Source organism: Micromonospora mangrovicola, assembly GCF_047200535.1.
Lineage (GTDB): Bacteria > Actinomycetota > Actinomycetes > Mycobacteriales > Micromonosporaceae > Micromonospora.
The window spans coordinates 1-25,937 of record NZ_JBJZOG010000056.1 but is presented as its reverse complement, the minus strand read 5'-3'; the positions used below and the strand labels follow the sequence as shown (position 1 = coordinate 25,937).

The following is a 25,937-nucleotide window of genomic DNA, read 5'->3' as shown; positions in this document are numbered from 1 at the left end:
GGATCCGGATCACGGCCGGGTCGCCGACAACAACCGGCTGATCTCCGGGGCGGCGGGGTGCCGCGGGGCGACGGTCAGGAAGCGGCGCAGCGTGGCCGGTGCCTGCGCCGGGTGCGCCACCCGCTGCGTCAGTCCGAGGACGAGCAGACCGTCCGGCGAGTCCGGGGTGTGCGCGAGGACGTCCCGCGCCGTCCGCTCGGCCCCGGCGGTGTCGCCGGCCCGGAGCAGTGCGAAAGCGAGCCGCAGGCGGATGTTGTCGTCGGGACGGTCCCGCAGCGCCTCCCGGTAGAGCTCGGCGGCCGCCGCGTACCGGTCCTGGTCCTCCAGGTCGCGGGCCAGCTGCACGGCCACCGCGACCGGGTCGGCCGGGGGCTGCCGCGCCGGCCGGTCCAGCCGGTCCGCGGCGAAGGCGACCGAGGCCACGAGGGCCAGCAGCCCGGCTGCGCCGGCCCACCACGCCCGACGGGTGACCCGTGCCCCGCCCACCGGCCGGACGGCGGCCGGCCGGACCGGGGCCGGCCGGGGGCGCAGCGTGCGCACCGCGGCGTAGCCGGCGCCCAGCAGGGTGAGCGCGGGCACCGCCCAGAGCAGCATCCGCACGCCGAGGGCGGGTGGATCGGTGAGGATGTCCGGACCGTAGCGCTGGACGAACCACCGGTGGATCTCGTCGCCGTCCCGTCCCTGGGCGAGCTGGTCGGCCACCACCTGCCGCATGGCGGCGGCGATCGGAGACCGCGAGTCGGCCACCGACTCGCCCTGGCAGGCTGGACAGCGCAGCCCGGCGGCCACCGCGCGGACCCGGTCCTCGCCACCGCTGTGGCCGGCGGAGCGCAGCATCCCGGCGGCGGCGCCGGCGAGCAGCGTGGCGAGGACCAGGGCGCCCAGCGCCCGCCGCCATTTCATCCGGCCAGCAGCGGGCCCACCCGCTGCGCCAACCAGGCCCGGGTGACCACCCCCCGCCGGCGGTCCACGATCCGGCCGTCCCGGTCCACCAGGAAGGTCTCCGGCACGCCCCGTACGCCCCAGTCGACCGACCGGGTGCCCGCCGGGTCGGGCATCACGGTCAGGTCGGTCGCCCCGGTCTCGGTGAGCAGGGCCCGCACCGCCTCGGTGCCGTCCCGGACGTTGAGCCCCACCAGGCGCAGCCCGCGCGGCGACCACCGCCGTTCGGCGTCGACCAGCACCGGCAGCTCGTCTCGGCACGGGCCGCACCAGGAGGCGAAGACGTTGACCAGCACCACGTGGCCCCGGGCGGCGGCCAGGTCGAAGCGTCCACCGTCGAGCGTGGCGCCGGACAGCGCCGGGGCGGGCGTCGGTGCGGCGGCGAGGTCCGGGGTGGCCGGCGTGGCGGGCGTCCGGAGACCGAAAGCGATCAGGGCGCCGGCGGCGACGGTGAGCGCGAGCACCACCGCGGGTCCGGCGCGCAGCGCGGCCGGCCGGTGCCGGCGTGGGCGCCTCATCGCCCGGCTCCCACGGCGGTCGGGACGGATGGGGATGACCGGCGGGCGGGCCGTGCGGGCGGTCGTCGCCGAGGGCGGGCCGCCCCGACCGCCGCGGCGAGTCCACCGAGGGCGGTCAGCGCACCACCGGCCCAGAGCAACCCGACGAGCGGGTTCACGGCGAGTCGTACGGTGGCGCTGCCGCCGTCCGCGGCGACCGCGATCAGCGTGACGTACGTGTCCCGCAGCGGACCGGTCTCGATCACCGGTACGGTCACCGCGGTATCCCGGGCGGGGTGGTAACGCAGGGCCGGGCTGACCGTACGCGCCGGGCCGCCCGCGGCGGTGAGGTCGAGCCGGGCGCGTACCCGCATGGTGTCGCCGCCGGCGCTCCGGTCCACCCCGGTCAGTCGTACGCCGACGTCGCCGACGCGCAGGGACTCCCCGGTGCGCAGGGTCGCCTCGGCGTGCCGGCCGTACGCCGAGGACCCGGCGACCCCCAACGCGACCACGGCGATCCCCGCGTGCGCGACGACCGCGGCCAGACCGACGGACGGCCGACGGCCGCGCAGCCGCTCGACCAGATCCCCGGTGAGCCCGGTGAGCACGAACGCGGCCGCGCCGAACGCGACGAGCGCGGGCAGGCCGGGCCGGCTGAGCAGGCCGGCGAGGGCCACCGTGGCCAGCGCGACGCCCCCGGGCACGGCGAGCCGGCGCAGGCCGCGCGCCCGGTCGCGCAGCGCTGGGGCCACCCCGGTGAGCAGCAACACCACGATCGCCAGCGGCACCGCAGTGCGCTGGTAGTACGCCGGTCCGACGGTGGCCCGTACGCCGCCGAGCGGCCCGGTGAGCAGCGGGAGGATCGTGCCGATCAGCACCACCGCGGCGACGGTCACCAGCAGCACGCCGTTGATCAGCACGGCGGTCGGTCGGGACAGGGGTGGCGGGGCGGCCCGCCGGGTGGGCCGGGTCGTACGGCGTCCGGTCAGCACCGTCGACGCCACCACGGTCAGCAGGACGAGGCCCAGCAGCATCGGCCCCAGCGGCGAGTCGGTGAAGGCGTGCACGCTGGTGACCGCGCCGGACCGGGTGAGGAAGGTGCCGAGCAGCACCAGCACGAAGCTCGCGCAGGCCAGCGTGGTGTGCCACGCGGCCCGGCCGGCGGCCCGTCCGAGGGTGGTGTGCAGGAACGCGGTGGCGGTCAGCCACGGCAGCAGGGAAGCGTTCTCCACCGGGTCCCACGCCCAGTAGCCGCCCCAGCCCAGCACCGCGTACGACCACCAGGCGCCCAGCCCGATGCCGGCGGTCAGCGCCGCCCACGCCGCCAGCGCCCACGGTCGGGCGAGCCGCAGCCAGCGCCGGCCCTCGGGCCCGGCCAGCGGCGCGGCGAGCGCGAGGGCGAACGGCACCACCAGTCCGAGGTAGCCGGCGTAGAGCAGGGGCGGATGGACCCCCATGGCGGGATGCTGCTGGAGCAGCGGGTTCGGACCGGGCCCGTCGGCGGGGACCGGGTCGACCGGCCGGAACGGGTTCGCGGCGAACCGGGACAGCGCGAAGAAGAACACCGTGACCGCGCTGACCACCACCATGGCGTAGGCGTGCAGCCGTGCCGGGTAGGCGCGCCGGGCCAGCAGTGCCGCGTACCCGCCGAGGACCAGCAGCCACAGCAGCAGCGACCCGTCCAGGGCGGACCAGAGGCTGGTCACCGTGTAGTACGCGGGCACGTGCCGGCCGCCGTTTTCCGCGACGAAGCCGATGCCGAAGTCGTGCCGGAGCAGGGCCACCTCCAGCACCGCGCAGGCGACGGCGGCGGCGGCCAGGGTCAGCGCGGTGCCGGCGCGGGCCGGGCCGGCGGGCGCGCCGAACAGGGCCACCCGCAGCCAGAGCAGTGCGGTGAGGGTGGCCCCGGCCAGTCCGACCGCGAGGCTCGCGGTGCCGAGGTCACCGAGCATCGGCCGGTCCCACCGGGGCGGTGGACGGACGGTACTCGTTGCCGTGCCGGACCAGCACCTGGTCGGCGTGGAACACCCCGTCGGTCGACAGGACTCCCTCGACGACCGCTGCCTGGCCCTCATGGAACGTCTCCGGCGGCACGCCGCGCTGTTCCACGGTGATCTCGTGGTCGCCGTCGGCGAGCCGGAACACCACCAGGTCGCCGTCGTGGCGCAGCGATCCGGGCACCACGTCGCCGCCGAGGCGGACCCGCTCGCGGGCGGCGGCCGGGTCGGCGAGCACCTCGCCGGGCGTGCGGTAGTAGGTCAGGGTGTCCCGCAGCGAACTGCCGACCAGCAGGCCGCCGGCGGCCAGCAGGACGACGAGGAGGGCGATCCGACCCGCTCGGCGACGGATCATCCGACCCGGGCCGGGGTGCGGGCGATGGCGGGGGAGGGCTCGGCGGCCAGCCGCCGTTCCAGCCGGACCACCCGGTGCAGCAGGACGCAGAACGCGGCGAGCGTGGCGGCGGCCACCGCGAGCAGCAGGGCCGTGGCCATCCGGGGGTCGATCGGTGGACGCTGCGGGGCGAGCACGGTCGCCTGCTGGTGCAGCGACCGCCACCAGACGACGGAGAAGTGCACCAGCGGGACGAGCAGGAAGCCGGCCATGCCGACGATCGCCGCCGGCCGCGCCACCCGGTGGTCGCCGCCGTCGCGGGCCCCGGACCGTTCGGCCACCGTCCGGCGCAGCGCCAGATAGCCGGCGTACGCGAGCAGCAGCAGCGCCGTGGTGACCAGCCGGGGGTCCCACGCCCACCAGGTGCCCCAGACCAGGTGCCCCCAGAGCGCGCCGGTGCCGATGGCGGCCGCGGTGAGCGCCACGCCGAGCTCCGCGGCGGCTCGGGCGAACCGGTCCCAGCGCAGGTCGCCCCCGATCAGGTACGCGCCGCTGGCGGCCAGCACGACGGCGAACGCCGCGTAGGCCACCCAGGCGGCTGGGACGTGCAGGTACATCAGCCGCTGCGCCTGGCCCTGCACCTGGTCCGGGGGCGCCAGCCAGCCGCCGGCCACCGTGGCGGCGGCGCCGAGTCCGCCGGCGAGCCAGGCTGTCGTCCGGCGCGCGGCGGCGGCTCGGGCGGTGTCCGCGACCAGGTCCACCGTGGAGGCTCGCATGATCTCCCTGTCCGCGCCGGCTGGGCGCTTGACGGATGAGCGGAAAGCGGGACTACCATAAGCCGCATAGCGCTCGGGAGGAGGTTTATCGCCATAAAAGGTATGTAAGTATTCAGGCCGGTCTACCGTCCGTGCGGTGGAGACGACAGTGCGGACGACGTCGAGCGTGGCCGGGCGGCACCGGCGACCACGCCCGGTCCTCACCGCGCTTTACGCCGTGTTCCTGCTCGCCGGGTGCGCCGGCGACGCGCCCTCGGCCCTGCACCCCGCCGGTAGCGGGGCGTCCCGCATCGCGGATCTGTGGTGGCTGCTGTTCTGGCTCTCGCTGGCGGTGTTCGCCGAGGTCATCGCCTTGCTGGCCTGGGCCCTGCTGTTCCGGCGAGGCAACGCCCGGGTACGCCACGGCCAGCCCCTGCGCTTCGTCACGATCGCCGGTGCCGGGATCCCGCTCGTCATCCTCGTCGCCGTCTACGGGGTGGGCCTGCGCGACCTCGCCGCGCTCGGCGCGGCGCCGGACCCGGACGCCCCCACGGTGGAGGTGACCGGCCACAAGTGGTGGTGGGAGGTGCGCTACCCGGGGGCGTCCGGGGCCACCGCCAACGAGATCCACATTCCGGTGGGGGAGCGGGTACGGGTCCGCCTGCGCACCGACGACGTGCTGCACAGCTTCTGGGTGCCGCAGCTCATGCCAAAGACGGACCTGATCGCCGGGGAGACCCGGGAGACCTGGCTGCGGGCGGAGCGGGCGGGCAGCTACCGCGGCCAGTGCGCCGAGTACTGCGGCACCCAGCACGCCCACATGGCGTTCCTCGTCGTCGCCCAGTCCCGCGCCGACTTCGACGCCTGGCTGGCCCGGCTGGACGCCCCGGCCCGGCAGCCGTCGACGGAGGCCGAGCGTCGTGGCCAGCAGGCCTTCGTGCAGGGCACCTGCGCCGCCTGCCACACCGTCCGCGGCACCGGCGCGCAGGGCCGGGTGGGGCCGGACCTGTCCGACATGGGCTCCCGCTGGAGCATCGGTGCGGGGGCGGTGCCCAACGACGCCGGGCACCTCGGCGGCTGGATCGCCAACTCGCAGACGGTCAAGCCCGGCAACGCCATGCCGCCGCAGCCGGTCGATGCCGCCCAGCTGCCCGACCTGATCGCCTACCTGCGGTCGCTGGAGTAGGGCATGTCCACGAGCACCGCCACCGCCACCGGCACCACCACCGGCATCGACCGCGAGGACCTGGCGCGGCTGGCCGAGCACTGGGGCGAACGGCCCTCGCTGCGAACCTGGTTCGGCACCGTCGACCACAAGCGGATCGGCCGTCGCTACCTGGTCACCGCCGGGTTCTTCTTCCTCCTGGCCGGGCTCAGCGCCCTGGTGATGCGCACCCAGCTCGCCCGCCCGGAAGCGGGGCTGGTCTCCCCGCAGCAGTACAACCAGATCTTCACCATGCACGGCACGGCGATGATCTTCCTGTTCGCCACCCCCATGCTCTTCGGCTTCGGCAACTTCCTCGTACCGCTGATGGTCGGCGCCCGGGACATGGCCTTCCCTCGGCTCAACGCCTTCGGCTACTGGGTCTTCCTCTTCGCCGGACTGTTCATGTGGGCGAGCCTGCCGTTCGGGGCGGCGCCCAACGGCGGCTGGTTCGCGTACGTGCCCCTCACCGCCGAGACCAACACCCCGGGCCTGCACCTGGATGTGTACGCGCTGGGGCTGGTCTTCCTCGGCATCTCCACCACGTCCGGGGCGATCAACTTCATCGTCACCGCGCTCAAGCTGCGCGCGCCCGGGATGTCGCTGAACCGGGTGCCGCTGTTCGTCTGGGCGATCGTGGCCACCGCCTTCATGGTGATCTTCGCGCTGCCGGCGCTGAACGCCGACAACCTGATGCTCTTCCTGGACCGCCGGTTCCACACCCACTTCTTCGATCCGGCGGCCGGCGGGAACGTGCTGCTCTGGCAGCACCTGTTCTGGATCTTCGGCCATCCGGACGTCTATATCATCGTGATGCCCGCGCTCGGCATCGTCTCCGCGGTGCTACCCGCGTTCACCCGCCGGGGCGTGGTCGGCTACCCGCTCATCGTGCTCGCCATCGTGTCGATCGCGATCATCTCGTTCGGGGTCTGGGTGCACCACATGTTCGCCACCGGCCTGCCGCAACTGTCCTACAGCTTCTTCAGCGCGGCCAGCACCGTCATCACCATCCCCTCCGGGATCCAGATCTTCGCCTGGCTGGCCACCATGCTGCTCGGTCGGCTGGTGCTCCGGGTGCCGCTGCTGTACGTCATCGGGTTCCTGGTGACCTTCGTACTGGGCGGCCTCACCGGCGCAATGTTCGCGCTGACCGCGTTCGACCAGCAGGTCACCGACTCCTACTTCGTCGTCGCGCACTTCCACTACGTGCTCATCGGCGGCGCGGTCTTCCCGATGCTCGCCGGCATCTACTACTGGCTGCCCAAGATCACCGGCCGGATGTACCACGAAGGGCTCGGCCGCTGGGCGTTCTGGCTGGTCTTCGCCGGCATGCACGCCACGTTCTTCCCGATGCACCTCTACGGCCTGTTCGGCATGCCACGGCGGGTCTACACCTACCGCAGCGAGCCGGGTTGGGACGGGTGGAACCTGGTCAGCACCGCCGGGTCGTACCTGCTCGCGCTCGGGCTGCTGCTGGTGCTGATCGGCGTGGTCCACGCGCTGCGCCGGGGACGGCCCGCCCCGCCCGACCCGTGGCAGGGCGACAGCCTGGAATGGTCCACCGCCTCGCCGCCCGAGCCGTACAACTTCCCGGTCGTGCCCACCGTGCACAGCCTGCACCCCACCTGGGACGAGCGGACCGCCGAGTCCACCGGACCCGGCGCGAGCGCGGACCGGATCCTCGCCGAGGGGCGCCGCACGCTGGTCACCAGCGAACTGGACGCCCGCGTCGAACGCGCGGTGGAGATGCCGGAGTCCAGCCTCAAACCGCTGCTGCTCGCCGGCGCCCTGCTGGTCTTGTTCACCGCCCTGCTGTTCGCCTGGTACCCCGTGGCGGCGGTCGCGGTGCTGGTGGTGGCCGCGACGATCGCGGTGTGGCACTGGCCGCCCCGCCGTCCGGACGAGGAACTCGGGGTGGTGGAATGACGGACCAAGGCGGGGTGCTGGTCGCGGCCACCGGGGCGCGGGCGCTGAGCACGGAACTGCCGGTCGGCCGGCCGACCGGCTGGTGGGGCATGGTGATGTTCGTGGTCACCGAGGCCACCCTCTTCGCCTGCCTGCTCGGCAGCTACTTCTACCTGCGCTTCCAGTACGGCCCGCAGTGGCCGCCCGACGGCATCGACGCCCCGAAGCTGCTCACCCCGCTGGTGATGACGGCGGTGCTGCTGCCCAGCAGCCTGCCCGTCGTCTGGGCCGAGCGCGGGATCCGCCGCGGCCAGCGGTGGCGGCTGCGCTCCGGGCTGGCCGCCACCATGGTGCTCGGGGTGACCTTCCTGGCCCTGTTCGCCGGCGAGTACGCCGAGAAGCTGAAGCACTTCACCATGACCACCGACGCGTACGGCTCACTGTTCTATCTGATCACCGGCTTCCACGGGCTGCACGTCCTGGTCGGACTGACCATGATCGGTTGGCTGCTCGCCGCCTCGCTGCGCGGCGGCAGCTTCGGCGTCCACCGCCACGAACGGGTCCGCAACGCCGCCATCTACTGGCACTTTGTCGACGCGGTGTGGGTCGCCATCCTGTTCACCATCTACCTCTCCCCGCACCTGTGATGACCACGCGACCCGAAGCCCACGCCCGCCTGGCCGGGGGACTGCTGCTCTGGTACGGCGTACTCGGCGGCGCCCTGGCCTGGGCGGTGCACCTGCTCGTCGCCTGGCCACTGGACGAGTTGACCTGCGCCGCCGGCTCGACGAGCGTCGCCGCCGTACCGCTCTGGCAGGCCGTCGGGCTGGCCGTGGCGCTGCCCGCCCTGGTGGCCGTGGGAGCCCTGCTGGTCGCCGTGCTGACCTGGCGGCGGACGACGGCGGCGCAGGCGGCCGGGGCGCGGGACCGGGCGTACGGCCGGTCCCGGATGCTCGCCGTGGTGGGTGTCTGGGCGAACCTGCTGTTCCTGACCATCATCGTGCTCGGCGGGGTCGCCGTGCTGGTGCTGCCGCCATGCCAGCGCTGACCGTCGACCGGGCGCACGGGCCCGGCCAGCACCCGGTGGCCGACGGGCTGCTCACCATCCTCGCGGTCGCCACCGCCTGCCTGCTCGTCGCCGGCTACGGGCGCGGGGTGCAGGAGCTGTGGGCGCGACGCGGCCGCGGGCGGGTGGTGTCCGGCCGGCGGGTGACCGCCTTCGGCGCCGGGACCGTGATCGCGCTGGCTGCCGACCAGGGGCCGGTGCACGAGCTGGCCGAGTCGTCATTCGCCGGCCACATGGCTCAGCACATGCTGCTCCTGCTGGTGGCGGGGCCGCTGCTGGCGGCCGGCGCGGCGGGGCTGCCGCTGAGTTTGGCCGCGCCGCCGTCGCTGCGCCGACTGCTCGCCCGCGCTCGGGTGGCGCGGCCGGCGCGCCGGCTGCGCCGGCCCACCACGTACGCGTTGCTGGCCGGCGGCGCGCAGGCGGCCGTGCTGTGGTTCTGGCACCTGCCCGGCCCGTACGTCGCGGCGGTCGACGACCCGGTGCCGCACGCGGTGGAACATCTGTGCCTCCTGGCCACCGCCTGGTGGTTCTGGACGCCGGTGCTCGGCCCGGCCCGGCACCGCCCACCCGCGCCGGTGACCGTGCTGCTGCTGATGGCCACGATGCTGCCCGCCGCCGCGCTCGGCGCGGTGCTCACCTTCGCTCCGGAGCCGGTCTATCCGGTGCGGGTGCTCGGCGCCGACCCGCTCGCCGACCAGCAGCTCGCCGGGCTGCTGATGTGGGCGCCCATGGACCTGGTCGTGCTGGTCGTCGCGCTGGGCGTGTTCCTGCGGTGGCTACGGCGGATGGCTCGCGACCGCCCCGACGGCCTGCTCGCCGACCCGGTCCGGCCGCCGGCCCGGCGGGCGGCCGTCGACGTCGGATCGGAAGGGACGGCCCGATGACCCGCACCCGTCGGCTTTACGCGCTCGGCGCGGCCCTCGTCGGCCTGCCGCTGGTCACGGTCGTCGGCTGCGCCTCGACCCCGCCGCCACCCCCGGCGGAGTCGCGCGTCGGGCGGCCGGACCGGGGCGCGCAACTGATCGCCACGTACGGCTGCGGCTCGTGCCACGCGATTCCCGGCGTCGACCGGGCCGACGGCCTGGTCGGTCCGCCGCTGACCCGCTTCGGGGCCCGCTCCTACATCGCCGGTGAGCTGCCGAACAACGCCGACAACCTGCGCCGTTGGATCTCCGATCCGCAGGGCGTGGAGCCGGGCACCGCCATGCCGAACCTGGGCGTCAGCGCGATCGACGCACAGGACATCGCCGCCTACCTCTACACGCTGGGCTGACCGTGCGGCGACCACGTCCAGCCGTACGCCGGCCCGCCCCGCGGCCGCGCCGGGCCCTCGCGGTCGGGTTGGTGCTGCTACTCGCCGCCGGGCCGGTGGTGCTCGCCCCCGCACCGGCTCCGGGGACACCGGCGGGACAGGCCGCCGCCCCGGTCCCGTCCGCAGCGGGGGACCGGGGCGTCCAGCTCTACCTGGAGCGGTGCGCCAGCTGCCACGGCCCGCAGGGGCAGGGCGCCCAGCGCGGCCCGTCCCTGGTCGGCGTCGGACCCGCCGCGGTCGACTTCCAGCTCTCCACCGGCCGGATGCCCGCGTCGACGGAGGTGGAGCAGGCCCGGCGCGGCGAGCCGGTCTTCTCGGCCGACGACATCGCCGCGCTGGTGGACCACGTGGCCAGCTTCGGCGGGGGCGGGCCGCAGCTTCCCCGGGTCGCGCCGGGAAACATCGTCGCCGGCCGGGAGCTGTTCGCCGCCAACTGCGCGCAGTGTCACGGGGCGACCGGCGCCGGCGCGACGCTGACCAACGGGTGGATCGCCCCGCCGCTGTACGACGCCACGCCGACCCAGGTCGCCGAGGCGATCCGGGTCGGCCCCGGACTGATGCCCGTCTTCCCCAGCCAGCTGCTCACCGACGCGCAGGTGAACGACGTGACCAGCTATGTGCAGCGGCTGCGGGGCGAACGGCCGGACCGGGGCGGCAACCCGCTGGGCCGGCTGGGCCCGCTCGCCGAAGGGCTGGTGGCCTGGCTGGCGGTGCTGGGGCTGCTGGTCGCCGCCGCCCGGTGGCTGGGCCGGAGGGCGGGGCGGTGAGCGCCCGGCGTGCCGCACCGGCCGAGGCTCGGGCGAACCGTCGGATCGTCACCGCCTTCCTGGCCAGCGCGGCCGGGGCGATCGGCTTCGCGGTGGCGTACGGCCTGGACGCGGGCCCCCGGTGGGAGGGGGTCGGGCTCGCCGTCGCCTTCGCCGGCCTGGCCGTCGGGCTGGCACAGTGGGGACGGCACCTGGTCCCCGTCGGCGGGTACGTCGAGGAGCACGAGGGCTTCCCCCCGCCACCGGACGAGCAGGCCCGGACGGCGGCGGTGCTCACCGCGCCGGACAGCCCGGTGCGCCGGCGTGGCCTGCTGGCGGCGCTCGGGTTGGCGCTGGCCGCGCTCGGCGTCGCCGTGCTGTTTCCCCTGCGCTCCCTGCTTCCCTGGGACCGGGCCCGGGCGGACCGGGCGCGCAAGGACACCCCCTGGGGGCCCGGGGTGCGGCTGGTCACCGCCGACGGTCGCCCGGTACGGCCGGCGGACGTCCCGGCCGACACGGTGCTGGGGGTCTTCCCGGAGGGGCAGCTCGACGCCGGCGACGGACCCGCCTTCGCGGTCCGGCTGGATCCCGGGCGCCTCACCCGGCCGCCCGCCGGTGGTCACCTCGACGGCCTGGTCGTCTGGTCGTCGCTGTGCACCCACGCCGGCTGCCCGGTCCGGCTCTATCTCAAGGGCACCGGGCGGATGCTCTGCCCCTGCCACCAGTCCTCCTTCGACCTGCTCGCCGACGCCCGCCCGGTCGCCGGCCCGGCCGCGCGGCCGCTGCCGGGGCTGCCGATCGAGGTCGACCCAGAGGGTTACCTGCGCGCCACCGGCGACTTCACCGCCCCGCCCGGCGCCGGCTTCTGGAGCGCGCCGTGATCACCGACCGGCTCGCCCGGGCGCTGGACGACCGGCTGCGGCTGTCTCCGATCGCCCGCCGCGCGTTGGCGAAGGTCTTCCCGGACCACTGGTCGTTCATGCTCGGCGAGATCGCGCTCTACTCCTTCATCGCGCTGATCCTGACCGGGGTCTATCTGACCTTTTTCTTCGACGCCAGCTCCGCCGACCGGGTCTACCGCGGCGGGTACGCCCCGCTGGACGGCGCCACCGTCTCCGCCGCGTACGCCTCGACGGTGCGGCTGAGCTGGGACGTCCGGGCCGGGCTGCTGATCCGGCAGACCCATCACTGGGCGGCGCTGGTCTTCGTGGCGGCGATCCTGCTGCACCTGATCCGGATCTTCTTCACCGGCGCGTTCCGGCGGCCGCGTGAGCTGAACTGGCTGATCGGCGTCACCATGCTCACCCTGGCCCTGGCCAACGGCTTCACCGGCTACTCGATGCCGGACGACCTGCTCTCCGGCCTCGGCCTGCGGATCATCACCTCGGTGGTGGAGTCGGTGCCCCTGGTCGGCACGTGGCTGGTGGCGCTGGGCCTCGGCGGCGAGTTCCCCTCGGACGAGATGATCCCGCGGCTGTTCGTCACCCACGTGCTGCTGGTGCCCGCCGCCCTGGTCGCCCTGCTGTCGCTGCACCTGGGCATCCTGGTGCGGCAGAAGCACAGCCAGTTCCCCGGACCCGGACGGACCGAGCACAACGTGGTCGGCTCACGGCTGTGGCCGAGCTACACCCTGCGGACGCTCGCCCTGTTCGCCTGGGTGCTGGCGGTGCTGTTCGCGCTCGGCGGGCTGGTGCAGATCAACCCGGTCTGGCTGTACGGGCCGTTCGAGCCCGCCCAGTCGACCTCGCCGGCCCAACCCGACTGGTACGTCGCCTGGGGTGACGGCGCGCTGCGCCTGTTCCCACCGTGGGAGATCCGCGTCTTCGGGCACCTGGTGCCCGCGCCGTTCGTGCCCGGCGTGCTGCTCGGCGGGGTCACCTTCCTCGCCCTGTACGCGTGGCCGTTCCTCGAGCGCCGGCGTACCCGGGACCGGCGCGCCCACCAGTTGCTCGACCGGCCCCGCGACCACCCGGTCCGGCTGGCCGTCGGAGTCGCCGCGTTGACCTTCTACGGGACGCTCGTGGTGGCCGCCGGGGACGACATCCTCGCCCGACTGCTGCGGGTGCCGGTCTACGACCTGCTGGGTGTGTTCCGGGTGCTGGTGCTCGTGCTGCCCGTGGTGGCCGGGCTGGTCGCGTACCTGGCCGCGCGGGCGCTGCGCCGCGGTGACGCCGCCTCCCTCGGTGATCTCACCCGCGCCGACCTGCGCCGGGCCGGGCAGCGGGAGCCCGGCCCGACGGGGGCGGAGGACGAACCGGAGCTGCCCGCCCGGGATCGGCCGGGGGAACGGATCGAGCTGTGGCCGGAGGGTGATCTGTGGCGCTGGCGCTACCGGGACGCGCGGCAGCGGGTCGTGCTCACCGGGAACCGGGCGCTGCGGTCCGAGGCGGAGGCGGTGGAGGCGTCGCGGCTGGCGTACCCGGGCGTGGACCGGGTGCTGGTGCCGGGGCCGCCACCGGCGCCGCCGCCCGGGCCGCTGCGGGTCGCGCTGCGCCGCTGGGGCCGTGCCGCGGCCGCCGCGTCCCTGCTGGTGGCCGCCCTCCTGCAGCGGCGACGGGACCGCCGCGGCGACGAGCCGCGCGGGGGCGACGTCGGGCCGCCGCCGCGGGAGCCGGGTGAGGCCGGGCCACCGTCCGAACCGGCCGACGAGTCCACCACCGAGGGCGGGCGGACGTGAGGGCCGGACCCGATCCCCTCACCCGGCGAGCCCGGCCGGCTCCGGAAGTCGCGACCGCCGAGCCGGGTCCGGCTTCCTAGACTCGACCCATGCCCCGGATCGTCCAGCTGCTGGCCTCGCCCGCCCACCGCTTCGTGGGCCGCCCGGCGGACGGTCCCGCCCCCGCCCCGCCGGGTGAGCTGGTCGACGAGGTGCGGATCAGAGCGGGCCTCGGCATCGTCGGCGACCGCTACTTCGGTCAACCGGCGCACCGGGAGGCGAGCGTGACGGTGATCGCGCAGGAGTCGCTGCCGGCCGGCGCGGACCTGGTCCAGGTCCGGCGCAACGTGCTCACCGCCGGCCTCGCCGTCGACGACCTGGTGGGTCGGGTGCTGGTCCTGGACTCCGGCGGCGGGCCGGTACGCCTGCGGGTGCACACCCGGGCCCACCCGTGCGCCTGGATGGACGTCACCGTCGGGCCGGGCGCCTGGAAGGGGCTGCGTGGCAGGGGCGGCGTCCGCTGCGAACCGCTCACCGACGGCGTGCTGCGGATCGGCCCGGTCACGGTCATCGTCGAGCCGTGACCGCCCGCGTAGGCTGAGCGGCGTGGATCAGGAAGACCGGATCGCGCTGTTCCTCGACTATGAGAACCTGGCGCTGGGCGTACGTGACCATCACGGCGGCAGGCCGTTCGACTTCCGGCCGATCGCCGACGCGCTCGCCGAGCGTGGCCGGGTGGTGGTGCGCCGGGCGTACGCCGACTGGTCGTACTTCGACGAGGACCGACGGATGCTCACCCGCTCCCACGTCGAACTCATCGAGATTCCGCAGCGGATGGGCGCCACCCGGAAGAACGCCGCCGACATCAAGATGGCCGTGGACGCGGTGGAGTTGGCCTTCGAACGGGACTACATCTCCACGTTCGTGATCTGCACCGGGGACAGCGACTTCACCCCGCTGGTGCACAAGCTCCGCGAACTCAACAAGCGGGTCATCGGCGTCGGGGTGGAGAAGTCCACCTCGGCGCTGCTTCCCCCGGCGTGCGACGAGTTCCTCTACTACGACCGGCTGGAGGGGGTCGAGGTGCCGCCACCGGCGGCCCGTCGGGGCCGGGCGGCCCGGCCGGCCGTGCCGGAGGCCCCGTCGGAGGTGGAGACGCAGCCCGAGGTCCCGCCCGCCGAGGAGGAGGAAGCCGCGCGGGACGTGGACCGGCTCGCCGTCCTCGTCGCGCAGACGGTGGCCGGCCTGCAGGGCAGTTCCAGCGGGGAGGTGACCGCCTCCGGGTTGAAGCGGACGCTGCTGCGCAAGGACCCCACGTTCAGCGAGTCCGACTACGGTTTCCGCACCTTCGGCGAGCTGCTGCGGCACCTCGCCGAGCACAACGTGGTCGAGCTGGGGGAGGGGCCGGCCAAGGGCGACCCCGAGGTGTCGTTGCCGGAACGGGGCGACCGGGAGGCGGCCTTCGAGCTGCTCGGATCGGTCGTCGCGGAGCTGGCCGGCGACGGTGGGGCGGTGGCGCTGTCCGGCCTCAAGAACCAGCTCCGCCGGGCCCGACCGGACTTCAGCGAGAAGAAGCTGGGCTACCGAAGCTTCCTGCAGTTCGTCAAGGCGGCCGCCACCAGCGGCGTGGTCGACCTGCGTTGGGACCCGGACGCCGACGATTACCTGCTCACGCCGGCGAGGTGAGGGGCGCCCGGAGTTTCGCCCCGGCGGGGCGGGGTAGCGGTTGAGGGAGCCCGTTGATCGCCGGACCGGTGACGGCCGGGCGTCCGCCGCACCCCCCGGAGGTATCTGGTGTCCCCGTCCCTGGCCCTGCCGGCCGTGGGTCCCGGCTTCCTGAACCCGGAGTGGTTGATCTCCACGTTCGGGCTGGTCGGAATCCTCGCCATCGTCTTCGCCGAGTCCGGTCTGCTGATCGGCTTCTTCTTCCCCGGGGACTCGCTGCTGTTCACCGCCGGGCTGCTCGTCGCCGACGGCCACTACCTGCACCAGCCGCTCTGGTTGCTCTGCCTGCTGGTGGTGGTGGCCGCCGTCGCCGGCGACCAGGTGGGGTACCTGTTCGGCAAGCGGGTCGGCCCCAGCCTGTTCCGCCGCCCCGACTCCCGGCTGTTCAAGCAGCAGAACGTGCAGCGGGCCAGGAACTTCTTCGCGCGGTACGGCGCACGGTCGGTGGTGCTTGCCCGGTTCGTGCCGATCGTCCGGACGTTCACCCCGGTCATCGCCGGGGTGAGCCGGATGCGGTACCGCACCTTCGTCGGCTACAACGTTCTCGGCGGCGCCCTGTGGGGCACCGGGGTGACGGTGCTGGGCTACTTCCTCGGCCAGATCGGGTTCGTCCGGTCCAACATCGAGTTCATCCTGATCGGCATCGTGCTGCTCTCGGTGCTGCCGATCGGTGTGCAACTGCTCCGGTCCCGCCGGCGCGCCGGCCGGTCGGACCACCGGACCGAGGTGCCGCGTCCGGCGCGGGCGGGCGAGCGGTGAGCCGTCGCGCTGAACCGCCGGGCGCTGCGGGCCGGCCCGCCGGCACGGCCGGGTGGCGTGACCGGCCGGGAACTTCTCCGCCGCGCCCACCGACCAATACCGGAGGGTCCGGGCACCGACCGCGGCCCGAACCGGACGCGAGGTCGGAGGAGGACCGTTGGCGGTGAACCGAGCGACGTCCCGCTCCGTACCGTCGGTCATGAGCGATGCCGGACGACGACGAGGGCCGGTCGGATGACGGTCGAGGCCGACGACGACGAGGTGACCCGCTGGGCGCAGCGGGGCGGCCGGGGCGACCAGCAGGCCGTCGCGGCCTTCGTGCGGGCCCTCCAGGGTCCGGTCTGGCGGTTCCTCGCCCACCTGGCCGGCCCCGGCGAAGCCGACGACCTGACCCAGGAGACGTTCCTGCGCGCGCTGCGCAGCCTGCCCGGCTTCGCCGGCCGCTCCTCCGCCCGGACCTGGATCTTCACCATTGCCCGGCGGGTCGCCGTCGACCACGTCCGGACGGCGACGGTCCGGCCCCGGGCGGCCGCGCTGCCGGACTGGCAGACCGCCGCCGAGGCGGCCGGCGCGGTCACCGCCGGCAGCGACGACCCGGTGGCCCTCCGGCACCTCATCGCCGCCCTCGCGCCGGAGCGCCGGGAGGCGTTCGTCGCCACCCAGGTCGTCGGGCTGTCGTACGCGGAGGCCGCCGAGGTGTGCGGCTGCCCGGTCGGCACCATCCGCTCCCGGGTGGCCCGGGCCCGGGAGGACCTGGTCGCCGCCTGGCAGGGCGGGCGGCGGCCGGCCCGGGGCAGCCGGGTCGTCTGAGGCCCGCCGCTGCGCGACCGCCCCGCGGAAAGGCGGGGCCGAGGTCACGCCGCCCGGCGGTCGCGAGCCTGGGCGGAGTACGGCGGTAGCAGCCGCAGGCGTGCCGGCTCGGGCTGCTCCTCCAGGCGCAGCGACCAGCGGGACTCGGACGAACGACCGCGTCGGGGCGGCGCGCTGCCCGGCCGCCGGCCGGACCGGGAGAGCACCAGCACGACCATCCACCCGGCCAGCAGGAAGCCGTGGCTGACCAGCCGTTGCACCGCTACCTGACCCGTGATCAGGTCGTTCACCGACAACAGCACCAGGGTGGCGACGAAGGCGCTGAGCATCGGCAGCAGCCCGGCGGGGGTGGACCGGCGTACCGCGACGAACAGGAAACCGGCGCCGACCGCCACGTTCCACGCCGCGGACTCGTGCCACAGGTGCTGGCCGGAGGTGTGCACGTGGCCGACGACGGTGTCCTGGCCGATCTGGGCCAGCCCGAGCACCAGCTGCGCCGCGCCCAGCAGCCCCAGCAGGGCGCGCAGCCCGAGTGTCACCCGATCCCGCCAGGACGGCCGCACCGGTGCCGGCGGCGCCGCCGCGAGCACCACGTCGATGAGGTCCGGCAGCTCCGGCACCGCGTGCGTGCGCGCCCGCCGGGTCACCGCCGCCGCCGCGTCGCACCAGGCCCGGCAGCCGGCGCAGCCGCTCAGGTGTGCCTCGGCCGCCGCGATCTCGGACCGGGTCGCCTCCCCGTCCAGCTGCGCCGACAGGATCTCCCGCCACTGCTCACACGCCATGTACGGGTAGTCGTCCGGGCCGCCCGTCCGGTTCCCGGCCCGGCCCCCGCGAGCGCCGGCGCGCTTCTCGTCGACCGGTTCGGGCGGGCAACGCCCACCCGAGCATCTTCCCGGACGAGCCGCTGCCCACCGCCGACGGTGAGCTGGTCGTGATCGCCGGCAACGACCACCAGTCCCGGATCCGCTGCCGGTTCCTCGGCCTGCCGGAGCTGGCCGACGATCCGCGCTTCCGGCGCAACCAGGATCGCACCGCCCACCGCGACGCGCTGCGTCCGCTGCCGGTCGAGCGGCTGCGGCGGCGTGGACGCGACGAATGGTTCCGCGACCTGCGGGCGGCCGGGGGTGCCGTGCAGCCCGATCAGCTCGTCGACCGGGGTCGCCTGGCCCGCGAGTTGGGGCTCGACCCGGTGGTCGAGATCGACGGGGTGCCCGGCGTGCGGCATCCGGTCGGCTTCTCCGTCACCCCGCCGCGCTACCGGCTGCCCCGCCGCGCAGGACGCGCACGGCGGGGAGACCGGGGCCCGGCTGGCGGAGTGAGCGCTCGGCCCGGCCCCGCGCAGCCTAGCGGCGGGGCTGGGTTACCCCTTGTTGATCATTGGTTGAACAGCTCGGGAAGTGCCGCGGTGCCCAGCCGATTCACAGCTGCGCGGGCAGACGCTGGGCCCTCCGGGCACATACTCTTGTGCCGCTCGACCATCCATCCGCAGGAGGCGCCCCGTGCCGCACGCCCCCGTGCGTTCCGACCAGAACAGCCGACCGGCCGCGCCGCCCGCGCGCCCGGCGCGCCGGCGCGCCCCACGTTGGGCGCGGTGGTGTCTGGCGGTCGGGGCGACGCTGATGACGCTCAGCGGGGTGGCGCTCGGCGGCAGTCAGTTCCTGCTGCACGCCGCGACCAGCAAGGTCACTCAGCAAGACCTGCTCGGCGCGGCGGCGGCCCCGCGGCAGCACCGCACGATCACGGGCGCGAAGAACATCCTGCTGGTGGGGGTCGACACCCGGCCGAACCAGGATCCCAGCCAGCTCACCCGCTCCGACTCGATCATCCTGGTGCACATCCCGGCCGACCACAGCCAGGCGTACCTGGTCTCGCTGCCCCGCGACTCGCTGGTCGACATCCCCGCCTACGAGAACGGCGCCACGCCGTTCCGAGGCGGGAAGAACAAGATCAACGCCGCGTTCGCCTTCGGCAGCCGGGGCCTGACCGGGCCGGCGGCGCTGTCGCACGGGTTCGAGCTGCTGGCGCTCACCATCCGCAACCTCACCGGGATCACCCCCGACGCCGGCGCGATCATCGACTTCCAGGGCTTCAAGCAGATCGTCCAGGTCCTCGGCAAGGTCTGCCTGTACGTCGACGAGACCACGACCTCGATCCACGTCGGGCACGACAAGAACGGGAAGCCCGCGGCGCCATACAAGATCAACCCAGACGGCACGGTGAACCACCGCATCCCCGGGGTCACCCCGAACATCTACACCAAGGGCAACCACTGCCTCAATCCGGCGGACTCGCTGGACTTCGTGCGGCAGCGGGACCTGCTGGCCAACGGCGACTACGACTACGGCCGGCAGCGCCACCAGCAGCAGTTCCTCAAGGCGGTGCTGCACCAGGTGATGACCGACGGCCTGAACTCGCCGACGAAGCTGCCCGGGCTGCTGTCGGCGGTCGGCAAGACCATGACGGTCGACGACGGCGGGATCCCGCTGGAGGACTGGGCGTTCGCCCTGCGCGGCATCGGGCCGGACGCGATCACCACCATCAAGACCAACGGCGGCAGTTTCAACAGCCGGTCGGTCCCGGGGGTCGGCAGCGCCGAGATCCTCAGCCCGACCAGCATGGAGCTGCTGCACGCCGTCAAGGTGGACGACGTCGGGTCCTTCGTCGAGGCCCACCCGACCTGGGTGGCGACCAACGGGCCCAGCACGACGGCCCACTGACCCGCCGGAGGAAGACCGGTCGAGCGGGCGGCCGGGGACCGGGTCACCTCCCGGTCGGCAGCCGGTCCGCGAGCCAGTCGAGCAGGATCCGCTCGTACTGGGGGCTGATGCTGTCCGGTGTGTCGCCCTCGTCGAGAGTGGGCGCGTGGTCGCAGCCGGCCAGCCGGACCACCGTGAGGTCGGCGGCGTGGGCGGCCCGGCGCCACACCGCCACGCTCGGCTCGATCGGCGTCCAGGCGTCGGTCTCGCCGTAGCAGAGCAGCACCGGGCCGGACAGCTTCGCGAAGACCGGCTCCGGGTCGAAGTCCATGTCGGCCCACGAGCCGGGCTCGGGCAGCTCGCGCGGCAGAAACGTCAGCGGATACCAGCGCCGCTCGACGGCGGCGTCCAGCTCCGCCTGGGCGGCGGCGCGGGGCACCTCGCCGCGCAGGTACCCCTCCGCGAGCCGGCGCAGCCGGCCCAGCTCGGCGATGTCGGCCTCGCCGTACCCGTGCCGGCGCAGTTGCTCGGCGGTCCCGTACCGCATTTGCGCCGCCGGGCTGACCCCGCTGCAGCCCAGGAGCACGAGGAAGCCGACCGGGTGCCGGCTGGCGGCCAGCGCCGCCGCCCAGGACCCCTGACTGAATCCCCACAGCCCGACCGGGACGTCCCCGATCCGCCGGCGCAGCACATCGAGGGCCGTCGCGGCGTCGTCGGCCTGCGCGGCCAGCGGCACGTCGCGGCCGGCCACCCGGGGCCGCCGGTCGTAGCGCAGCACCGCGATCCCGGCCGGTGGCAGCACCCGGGCCAGGTGCTCGTAGAGGAAGTACGACCGATGTTCGGCATGGGACCCGTGCAGCACGGCGAGCCCGCCGCGCACCGGGCCGGTCGGCAGGTCCAGGACGGCCGGCAGCCGCGACTCACCGAGGCGCAGGTCCATGGCCGGCAGTCAACCACCTTGAGACCGGCCCTGTCCGCCCCGTGCCGGTGAGGGCACCACGTGAAGCGGTGCCCTCGACACGGCCGGCTGGCTGCGCTCAGGTCACGACGGCCGCCCACCGAACGCCCAGTTGTGCACCTCGATGTCAACGTACCGGTCCGGGCTCAGGACGGCGCGCGCGGTGTCCGCGTCCGACGCCCGGACCAGCGCCGCCGTACCCAGCCAGTCGGTGCCTTCGTCGGACAGCAACGGCCCGTACGCGATCAGCTCGCCCCGGTCGGGCGGCACGGCGAGGTCGGCTGCCGGCCCCGTGCCGAGGCCGAGCACCAGATACCGGTTGCCACCCCGGCGACCGCCGGGGAAGTCCCACATGGTGCGTCCCAGCGCGTTGTGCCACCGGCGCAGCAGCACGTCCCGGTACACCCCGGCCTGATGGTTGGGCTCGTCGAAGGCGAACGCCCGGGCGGCGGCGGCATCGGGCAGGTCGACGATGTGCACGCTGCCGGTGGGCGTGTCGCCGTCGTCGGCGAAGGTGGGGCCGCGGGCGATCATCTCCGCCGCGTACCGGTCCATGTAGGACCAGTGCGCGGCGAGCAGTTCACGGCGCAGTCCCCCGGAGTCGCGCCGGTCGCGGTGGTAGCAGAAGAATTCCATGTCCCAGAGCTTTACCTCCGTGCCGGACACCGATGACGGCGGGTGCCGCCCGGCACCGGCCTACCGGGTGGACCCGCGCCGCGGTCTCACCGCCGCCGACCACGCCGTGGCCGGTACCGGCCGACCGGGCGGTGACGCGGGGCCCCGCGCGCCTGGGGGGCCCCGCCGGCCTCACCGGCCCTGGAGAGCCCTGACGTTGTCGCCGAAGGTCCAGCCCTTCGACCCGTCCCAGTTGATCGACCAGGTCATCAACCCCTTGAGGCCGCCCTGGTAGGTGTTCCACGCCTGCGCCACGGACGACGTGCTCAGGTACCCGCCGCCGGCCCCGGACTGGGCGGGCAGGCCGGGCACCTGCTTGTCGTAGGGGACGCGGATGATGGTGCCCTGCACGACCAGCCCGGCGTTCAGGCAGTTGGTCTGCGCAACGAAGCCCTGCACGGTGCCGGCGGAGTACGAGTCGCCGACGCAGCCGTACATGCTGCCGTTGTAGTACTGCATGTTCAGCCACCAGAGCCGGCCGTTGTCGGCGTACCGCTTGACGATCGGCAGGTACGCGCCCCAGATCGAGCCGTACACGACGCTGCCGCCGGTGACGTACGCGGTCTCCGGGGCCATGGTCAGCCCGAAGCCGGCCGGCATCTGGGCCAGCACCCCGTCGATGATGCGGACCAGGTTCGCCTGCGAGGTGGAGAGCTGGTTGATGTTCCCGCTGCCGGTGAGCCCGGTCTCGATGTCGATGTCGATGCCGTCGAAGTTGTACTTCTTCAGGATCGGCACGACGGTGGCGACGAACCGGTCGGCGACCGCGCTGGAGCTGAGGTCGATGCCGGCGGTGGCGCCGCCGATGGAGAGCAGGACGGTCAGGCCGGCGGCCTTGGCCTGGCAGACCTCGGTGGGGGTGGGCACCTTCACCCCGGCGTCCATGCCGTCCTCCCACAGCACGGTGCCGTCGGAGCGGATGACCGGGAACGCGGCGGTGACGACGTTGTAGCCGTGCCCGGGGATGCGCGAGTCGGTGATCGGGATCCAGCCGAGCCCCGGGTGCACCCCGTTCGCGGCGCCGTCCCAGTTCTCCCAGTAACCCTGGAGGACCCTGCCGGTCGGCCGGGGCTTCAGCGCGCAGGTGCTGCCGCCCGGTGACGTGGCGGTCGGGGTGGGTGTGGGCGAGGCGGTGGGGGAGGGTGAGGCGGTGGGGGACGGGGACGGCGAGGTCGTGCTGGGGGTGGGCGACGGGGTGCCGCCGCCGCAGGCGCCCAGGTCGGTCCAGAGCGCCGGGGTGGCCGGCGGCGTCCAGCCGGCGCCGGCCGGCGGGGTGTGCGTGACCAGCGCCTGGTAGAGCCAGCCGGCGTAGGTGGCTCTGCTGCCGGCGGTCCAGGTGACGCCCTCGGCCCAGGCCGGCACGCCCGCGCAGGACGCCAGCGCGGTGGTGCCGGCGGTCGCGGCCAGGCCGGTGGCCGCCGGCAGCGCGGTGCCGGCGGCGAGCAGTACGGCGCCGAGCAGGACGGTCAACCCGCGTCGAAGTCGCATGACATACCTCCTCATCGATGCGCCGGAGGTTATCAGTTAACTTTGTTAAATGTAAATGCGCAGTACTCTGTCACCACTTGGTTCACGGTGTGAATACGGCCGCCGCCGGGCGGCCACGGAGAGGACGGCGCAGGACGTGGACGCCAGACGCACCACCGTGCGGGACATGCGCCGGGCCAACCGGTCGGTGCTGCTCAGCCGGATCTGGCTGGACGGGCCGCTCAGCCGCCACGAGCTGGGGCAGACCACCGCGCTGAGCCTGGCCAGCGTGAGCAACCTGGTCGGCGAGATGATCGGCGAGGGGCTGGTCGAGGAGGCCGGTTCGGTCGAGTCCGACGGCGGTCGTCCCCGGGTGCTGCTGCGGGTCGCCCCCGGCTACGGCTACCTGGTCGGCGCCGACGTCGGCGAGACCCGGGTCCAGGTCGAGCTCTTCGACCTGGCGATGACCGCCCTCGCCAAGGCCGAGTACCCGATCGCCGCCGCCGGGCCCGACCCGCAGGACGTGGCCCGCCACCTGCTGCACGGCCTTGACGCGGTCGTCGAGCAGGCCGGCGTCGACCCCGCCGCGGTGCTCGGCTTCGGCGTCGCCGTCTCCGGCACCGTCGAGCGGACCGCGGACGCGGTCGTGCACGCGCAGACCCTCGGCTGGGACGGGGTGCCGCTCGGGGCGATGCTGCGGGCCGGCACGGACATCCCGGTGCAGGTGGACAACGGTGCGAAGACCCTCGGCCAGGCCGAGATGTGGTTCGGTGCCGGCCGGGGCGTCCGGCACGCCGTCGTCGCGCTGGTCGGCTCCGGCGTCGGGGCCTGCGTGGTGGCCGACGGTGTCGGCTACCGCGGCGCGCACAGCAGCGCCGGCGAGTGGGGCCACACCACCATCGTGTACGGGGGCCGCCGCTGCCGCTGCGGCAACCTCGGCTGCCTGGAGGCGTACGTCGGGGCCGAGGGCGTCCTGGACCGGTTCCGGCAGGCCAACCGGGGTCGCCCGGCGGCCGGCGGCGACGAGGAGTCCGCCTTCGGCGAGTTGCTCCGCTCGACCGGCCGGACCGCCGCCAAGGTGCTCGACGAGACGGTCGGCTACCTCGGTGCCGGGGTGGCGAACCTGGTCAACCTCTTCAACCCGGAGCGGGTGGTGCTCGGTGGTTGGGCCGGCCTCGCTCTGGGCGAGCGCTACCTGCCGCAGATCCGGGAGGCCACCGCCCGGCACGCGCTGCGCCAGCCGTACGTTCAGACCTCGATCGAGCTGTGCCGGCTCGGACCGGACGCGGTCGCGATGGGCGCGGCCACCCTGCCGATGGCCCGGCTGCTGCGCGACGGCGGCGTGCCGCGCGAGCCGGCCGCCCGGGCGACCCCGGCGCCGGCCCGCCCGGCGCGGGGTCTGCGGGCCGACCCGCTGAGCCGCCGCTGAACCGCCGGGCTCAGGACGGCAGGGTCCACTTCTGGTTGGCGCCGCCGGTGCACGACCAGATCTGCGTCTTCGTGCCGTCGGCGGAGGTGTTGCCGGTGACGTCGAGGCACTTGTTCGCCTGCGGGTTCACCAGGTCCCGCCCGGACGTCCAGGCCCATTGCTGGGCAGGGGTGCCGTTGCAGGTCCACAGCTGCACCTTCGTACCGTTGGCGGTGCCGCCGCCGGAGACGTCGAGGCACTTGCCCAGCGACCGCAGCGTCCCGTCGGCGGCCCGGGTCCACTGCTGGTTCGGACCGCCGAAGCAGCTCCAGATCTGGATCGGTGTGCCGTCGGCGGTGGCGTTGTCGGTGACGTCGAGGCACTTGCCGCCGATGCCGGTGATCAGGCCGGTCGGCGCGCCACCGCCACCGCCGGACTGGGTGCCGGACCAGGTGAAGGTGGCCGTGGTCCGGGCCGGCAGGCTGTAGGTGAAGGACTGCCCGCCCCAGACCACCTTCACCGACTGGGCCGAGGTGCCGCCGTTGTGCGCGATCAGCGCCTTCGAGCCGTCGGGGTTGCGGTACGCGACGTTCTGCACGGTGCCGTTGGCGGTGGAGTCGATCCGGTACGCCCCGGGCCGGACGAACTTGGTCAGGTGGCCGGTGGTGTAGTACTCGATCGTGTAGTCGACCTGGCCGGCGCGGGAGTCGCCCTCGTGCACCGTGATCAGGCCGGTGCAGGTGCCGCAGCCGCCGTTGTGCGGGCCCATGTTCTGGTTGACCGCGAGGCTCCACTTGACCACACTCCGGCTCCAGTTCCGGGCATAGTTCACGATGTCGGCCATGTCCTCGTTGTGCTGGTTGGTGATCCAGGTGCCGCCGGAGTGCTCGGTGCTGAACTGCGGCACGGCCGGGTACTGGGTGTGCACCTGGCTGCCGACCGCCGGGTCACCCCAGTAGCCGTGCCAGGCGATGCCACCGAAGAGCGGGTCGTTCCTGACCGCGCCGTCGGCGAGCAGCCCGGAGCCGATGGTGCCGTAGTCGCCGTAGTTCCAGTCGTGCACCAGCACCTTGGTGGTGATGCCGGCGTTGCGGAACGCCGGGTAGACGAAGTTCTTGGTCAGCTCGACGAGGCCGGAGGAGTTCCAGCTCATCCCCGGGTAGTTCATCGCGGTGGGATTGCTCGCCTGACAGCAGTTCGGTTCGTTCTGCAGCGACACGTAGTCGACCTTCACACCCCGCGCCGCGTACGCCTGGATGGTCTTCACGAAGTACTGGGCGTAGGTGGCGTAGTACTCCCACTTGAGCCAGCCCATCTGGTCCATCCGGCCGTTGTCCTTCATCCAGCCGGGCGCGCTCCACGGCACCACCATCACCCGCAGTTCCGGGTTGAGCTGCCGGGCCTGCGCGGTGAGCAACTCGACGTCGGTGTCGTAGCCGTTGGCACCGAAATCGTTCAGGTCGCAACAGGTGTCGTCGAGAGAGACGTTGCCGGGGCGGGACAGGTCCGAGGCGCCGACCGGGTTGCGCACGTACGACAGGCCGATGCCGTCGCTGGCGCTGAACAGCTTGCGCATCACCTCGTCCCGGGTGGCCGCGCTGGCCGGCCCGCCGCGCAGCAGGTAGGCGGTGGTGTCGGTGATGGACGCCCCGGCGCCCTCGAACTGCTGGTACCGGGTGTTCTCGTCGACGGTGATGGTGTGCGTGGCGGCGCCGCTGGACGCGGCGAAGCTCAGCGGGCTCTGCGGTTGCAGGCCGCGGGTGACGGTGCGGCCGGTGGAGTCCGAGGTGGTGGTGAGCCAGACGTTGACGGTCTCGCCGGCGGCCCGCGCGGCGGGAGGCGGGGACAGGGCGAGGCCGCCGGCGGCCAGGCAGAGCGCCAGGGCGGCCCGGCCGCCGAGGCGTGCAGCGGTGGTGGGGGACACGGATGCTCCCTTCGAATGAATCGACATCCGTAAATGAGAAAACTCCTCGCACCCGCTTATGTCAAGGAGTGAAAAAAGTGCCGACGGGGGTGAGAGGGCAG

The 25,937-nt window shown here is 74.1% G+C and carries 25 protein-coding genes and 1 pseudogene; 16 read left to right on the top strand and 10 right to left on the bottom strand.

The features are described from left to right. Positions 1–9 precede the first annotated feature (9 nt). Genes ACL02O_RS21440 through ccsA form a run of 5 tightly spaced genes read right to left on the bottom strand, consistent with a single transcriptional unit; the run spans position 10 to position 4,546 of the window. On the bottom strand, positions 10–903 hold the full coding sequence (locus tag ACL02O_RS21440) for a cytochrome c-type biogenesis protein CcmH (RefSeq protein WP_412819902.1): 894 nt from the start codon (positions 901–903) through the stop codon (positions 10–12). Then, the gene (locus ACL02O_RS21435) at positions 900–1,460 is read right to left on the bottom strand and encodes a TlpA family protein disulfide reductase (protein WP_412819901.1); all 561 of its coding nucleotides are present in this window, start codon (positions 1,458–1,460) and stop codon (positions 900–902) included. The genes ACL02O_RS21440 and ACL02O_RS21435 overlap by 4 nt, the downstream gene beginning before the upstream one ends. Then, positions 1,457–3,391, bottom strand: coding sequence for a heme lyase CcmF/NrfE family subunit (locus ACL02O_RS21430; protein WP_412819900.1), 1,935 nt, complete (start codon positions 3,389–3,391; stop codon positions 1,457–1,459). The genes ACL02O_RS21435 and ACL02O_RS21430 overlap by 4 nt, the downstream gene beginning before the upstream one ends. Next, positions 3,381–3,791 (bottom strand): cytochrome c maturation protein CcmE, encoded by a 411-nt coding sequence (locus ACL02O_RS21425; RefSeq protein ID WP_412819899.1) that lies wholly within the window; start codon positions 3,789–3,791, stop codon positions 3,381–3,383. The genes ACL02O_RS21430 and ACL02O_RS21425 overlap by 11 nt, the downstream gene beginning before the upstream one ends. Then, positions 3,788–4,546, bottom strand: a complete 759-nt coding sequence (gene ccsA, locus ACL02O_RS21420) for a cytochrome c biogenesis protein CcsA (RefSeq protein WP_412819898.1) — start codon at positions 4,544–4,546, stop codon at positions 3,788–3,790. The genes ACL02O_RS21425 and ccsA overlap by 4 nt, the downstream gene beginning before the upstream one ends. Before the next feature lie 136 nt (positions 4,547–4,682). On the opposite strand from ccsA, the gene coxB reads away from it, so the two are divergent. The 13 genes from coxB (at position 4,683) to ACL02O_RS21355 (ending at position 16,708) form a co-directional block, all read left to right on the top strand. Beyond that, a complete protein-coding gene (gene coxB / locus ACL02O_RS21415; RefSeq protein WP_412819897.1) occupies positions 4,683–5,711 on the top strand; it encodes a cytochrome c oxidase subunit II in 1,029 nt (342 codons plus the stop codon). A 3-nt stretch (positions 5,712–5,714) separates the two neighbouring features. Next, a complete protein-coding gene (gene ctaD, locus ACL02O_RS21410; protein WP_412819896.1) occupies positions 5,715–7,655 on the top strand; it encodes a cytochrome c oxidase subunit I in 1,941 nt (646 codons plus the stop codon). Then, the gene (locus tag ACL02O_RS21405; RefSeq protein WP_412819895.1) at positions 7,652–8,281 is read left to right on the top strand and encodes a cytochrome c oxidase subunit 3; all 630 of its coding nucleotides are present in this window, start codon (positions 7,652–7,654) and stop codon (positions 8,279–8,281) included. Before ctaD ends, ACL02O_RS21405 begins: the two co-directional genes overlap by 4 nt. After that, positions 8,281–8,682, top strand: coding sequence for a hypothetical protein (locus tag ACL02O_RS21400; protein ID WP_412819894.1), 402 nt, complete (start codon positions 8,281–8,283; stop codon positions 8,680–8,682). Before ACL02O_RS21405 ends, ACL02O_RS21400 begins: the two co-directional genes overlap by 1 nt. Then, positions 8,670–9,584, top strand: a complete 915-nt coding sequence (locus ACL02O_RS21395) for a cytochrome c oxidase assembly protein (RefSeq protein ID WP_412819893.1) — start codon at positions 8,670–8,672, stop codon at positions 9,582–9,584. Before ACL02O_RS21400 ends, ACL02O_RS21395 begins: the two co-directional genes overlap by 13 nt. Then, positions 9,581–9,973, top strand: coding sequence for a c-type cytochrome (locus ACL02O_RS21390; protein ID WP_412819892.1), 393 nt, complete (start codon positions 9,581–9,583; stop codon positions 9,971–9,973). Before ACL02O_RS21395 ends, ACL02O_RS21390 begins: the two co-directional genes overlap by 4 nt. Positions 9,974–9,975: 2 nt before the next feature. Continuing rightward, on the top strand, positions 9,976–10,779 hold the full coding sequence (qcrC, locus tag ACL02O_RS21385; protein ID WP_412819891.1) for a cytochrome bc1 complex diheme cytochrome c subunit: 804 nt from the start codon (positions 9,976–9,978) through the stop codon (positions 10,777–10,779). After that, complete coding sequence (locus ACL02O_RS21380) at positions 10,776–11,639, top strand: QcrA and Rieske domain-containing protein (RefSeq protein ID WP_412819890.1); 864 nt, start codon at positions 10,776–10,778, stop codon at positions 11,637–11,639. Before qcrC ends, ACL02O_RS21380 begins: the two co-directional genes overlap by 4 nt. Then, positions 11,636–13,435, top strand: a complete 1,800-nt coding sequence (gene qcrB / locus ACL02O_RS21375; RefSeq protein ID WP_412819889.1) for a cytochrome bc1 complex cytochrome b subunit — start codon at positions 11,636–11,638, stop codon at positions 13,433–13,435. Before ACL02O_RS21380 ends, qcrB begins: the two co-directional genes overlap by 4 nt. An 89-nt stretch (positions 13,436–13,524) precedes the next feature. Beyond that, positions 13,525–13,998, top strand: a complete 474-nt coding sequence (locus ACL02O_RS21370; protein ID WP_412819888.1) for a molybdenum cofactor biosysynthesis protein — start codon at positions 13,525–13,527, stop codon at positions 13,996–13,998. 22 nt (positions 13,999–14,020) lie between these two features. Beyond that, complete coding sequence (locus ACL02O_RS21365) at positions 14,021–15,100, top strand: NYN domain-containing protein (RefSeq protein ID WP_412819887.1); 1,080 nt, start codon at positions 14,021–14,023, stop codon at positions 15,098–15,100. Positions 15,101–15,208: 108 nt separating this feature from the next. Beyond that, on the top strand, positions 15,209–15,898 hold the full coding sequence (locus ACL02O_RS21360; RefSeq protein WP_412819886.1) for a DedA family protein: 690 nt from the start codon (positions 15,209–15,211) through the stop codon (positions 15,896–15,898). A gap of 234 nt (positions 15,899–16,132) precedes the next feature. Next, complete coding sequence (locus ACL02O_RS21355; RefSeq protein WP_412819885.1) at positions 16,133–16,708, top strand: sigma-70 family RNA polymerase sigma factor; 576 nt, start codon at positions 16,133–16,135, stop codon at positions 16,706–16,708. A 44-nt stretch (positions 16,709–16,752) separates the two neighbouring features. Here the strand turns inward: ACL02O_RS21355 and ACL02O_RS21350 are convergent, their stop codons facing one another. Continuing rightward, the gene (locus ACL02O_RS21350; protein ID WP_412819884.1) at positions 16,753–17,490 is read right to left on the bottom strand and encodes a zf-HC2 domain-containing protein; all 738 of its coding nucleotides are present in this window, start codon (positions 17,488–17,490) and stop codon (positions 16,753–16,755) included. Here ACL02O_RS21350 and ACL02O_RS21345 point away from each other — a divergent pair. Together ACL02O_RS21345 and ACL02O_RS21340 are read left to right on the top strand one after the other, a co-directional pair. After that, a pseudogene (locus ACL02O_RS21345) lies at positions 17,406–17,912 on the top strand (CoA transferase); the annotation flags it as partial. The gene ACL02O_RS21350 and the pseudogene ACL02O_RS21345 overlap by 85 nt on opposite strands. A 415-nt stretch (positions 17,913–18,327) precedes the next feature. Then, positions 18,328–19,425, top strand: a complete 1,098-nt coding sequence (locus tag ACL02O_RS21340; RefSeq protein ID WP_412819883.1) for an LCP family protein — start codon at positions 18,328–18,330, stop codon at positions 19,423–19,425. 43 nt (positions 19,426–19,468) lie between these two features. On the opposite strand, the gene ACL02O_RS21335 is transcribed toward ACL02O_RS21340, so the two are convergent. The 3 genes from ACL02O_RS21335 to ACL02O_RS21325 form a co-directional block, all read right to left on the bottom strand. Further along, positions 19,469–20,344, bottom strand: a complete 876-nt coding sequence (locus tag ACL02O_RS21335; RefSeq protein WP_412819882.1) for an alpha/beta hydrolase family protein — start codon at positions 20,342–20,344, stop codon at positions 19,469–19,471. Positions 20,345–20,446: 102 nt separating this feature from the next. Next, positions 20,447–20,998, bottom strand: coding sequence for a YciI family protein (locus tag ACL02O_RS21330; protein WP_412819881.1), 552 nt, complete (start codon positions 20,996–20,998; stop codon positions 20,447–20,449). Between the two features lie 171 nt (positions 20,999–21,169). Continuing rightward, positions 21,170–22,525: a glycosyl hydrolase family 18 protein gene (locus ACL02O_RS21325; RefSeq protein ID WP_412819880.1), complete on the bottom strand. Its 1,356-nt coding sequence runs from the start codon at positions 22,523–22,525 to the stop codon at positions 21,170–21,172. A gap of 136 nt (positions 22,526–22,661) precedes the next feature. Here ACL02O_RS21325 and ACL02O_RS21320 point away from each other — a divergent pair, with 136 nt between their 5' ends. Next, positions 22,662–23,933, top strand: a complete 1,272-nt coding sequence (locus tag ACL02O_RS21320) for an ROK family protein (RefSeq protein WP_412819879.1) — start codon at positions 22,662–22,664, stop codon at positions 23,931–23,933. A 10-nt stretch (positions 23,934–23,943) separates the two neighbouring features. On the opposite strand, the gene ACL02O_RS21315 is transcribed toward ACL02O_RS21320, so the two are convergent. Next, entirely contained in the window at positions 23,944–25,836 is a 1,893-nt protein-coding gene (locus ACL02O_RS21315; protein WP_412819878.1) for a ricin-type beta-trefoil lectin domain protein, read from the bottom strand. Between the last annotated feature and the right edge of the window lie 101 nt (positions 25,837–25,937).

Coding starts and splice junctions, on each gene's coding strand:
- ACL02O_RS21440 (WP_412819902.1), bottom strand. CDS start 903: ATGAAATGGCGGCGGGCGCTGGGCGCCCTGGTCCTCGCCACGCTGCTC.
- ACL02O_RS21435 (WP_412819901.1), bottom strand. CDS start 1,460: ATGAGGCGCCCACGCCGGCACCGGCCGGCCGCGCTGCGCGCCGGACCC.
- ACL02O_RS21430 (WP_412819900.1), bottom strand. CDS start 3,391: ATGCTCGGTGACCTCGGCACCGCGAGCCTCGCGGTCGGACTGGCCGGG.
- ACL02O_RS21425 (WP_412819899.1), bottom strand. CDS start 3,791: ATGATCCGTCGCCGAGCGGGTCGGATCGCCCTCCTCGTCGTCCTGCTG.
- ccsA (WP_412819898.1), bottom strand. CDS start 4,546: ATGCGAGCCTCCACGGTGGACCTGGTCGCGGACACCGCCCGAGCCGCC.
- ctaD (WP_412819896.1), top strand. CDS start 5,715: ATGTCCACGAGCACCGCCACCGCCACCGGCACCACCACCGGCATCGAC.
- ACL02O_RS21405 (WP_412819895.1), top strand. CDS start 7,652: ATGACGGACCAAGGCGGGGTGCTGGTCGCGGCCACCGGGGCGCGGGCG.
- ACL02O_RS21400 (WP_412819894.1), top strand. CDS start 8,281: ATGACCACGCGACCCGAAGCCCACGCCCGCCTGGCCGGGGGACTGCTG.
- ACL02O_RS21395 (WP_412819893.1), top strand. CDS start 8,670: ATGCCAGCGCTGACCGTCGACCGGGCGCACGGGCCCGGCCAGCACCCG.
- ACL02O_RS21390 (WP_412819892.1), top strand. CDS start 9,581: ATGACCCGCACCCGTCGGCTTTACGCGCTCGGCGCGGCCCTCGTCGGC.
- ACL02O_RS21370 (WP_412819888.1), top strand. CDS start 13,525: ATGCCCCGGATCGTCCAGCTGCTGGCCTCGCCCGCCCACCGCTTCGTG.
- ACL02O_RS21355 (WP_412819885.1), top strand. CDS start 16,133: ATGACGGTCGAGGCCGACGACGACGAGGTGACCCGCTGGGCGCAGCGG.
- ACL02O_RS21350 (WP_412819884.1), bottom strand. CDS start 17,490: ATGGCGTGTGAGCAGTGGCGGGAGATCCTGTCGGCGCAGCTGGACGGG.
- ACL02O_RS21340 (WP_412819883.1), top strand. CDS start 18,328: ATGACGCTCAGCGGGGTGGCGCTCGGCGGCAGTCAGTTCCTGCTGCAC.
- ACL02O_RS21335 (WP_412819882.1), bottom strand. CDS start 20,344: ATGGACCTGCGCCTCGGTGAGTCGCGGCTGCCGGCCGTCCTGGACCTG.
- ACL02O_RS21330 (WP_412819881.1), bottom strand. CDS start 20,998: ATGGAATTCTTCTGCTACCACCGCGACCGGCGCGACTCCGGGGGACTG.
- ACL02O_RS21325 (WP_412819880.1), bottom strand. CDS start 22,525: ATGCGACTTCGACGCGGGTTGACCGTCCTGCTCGGCGCCGTACTGCTC.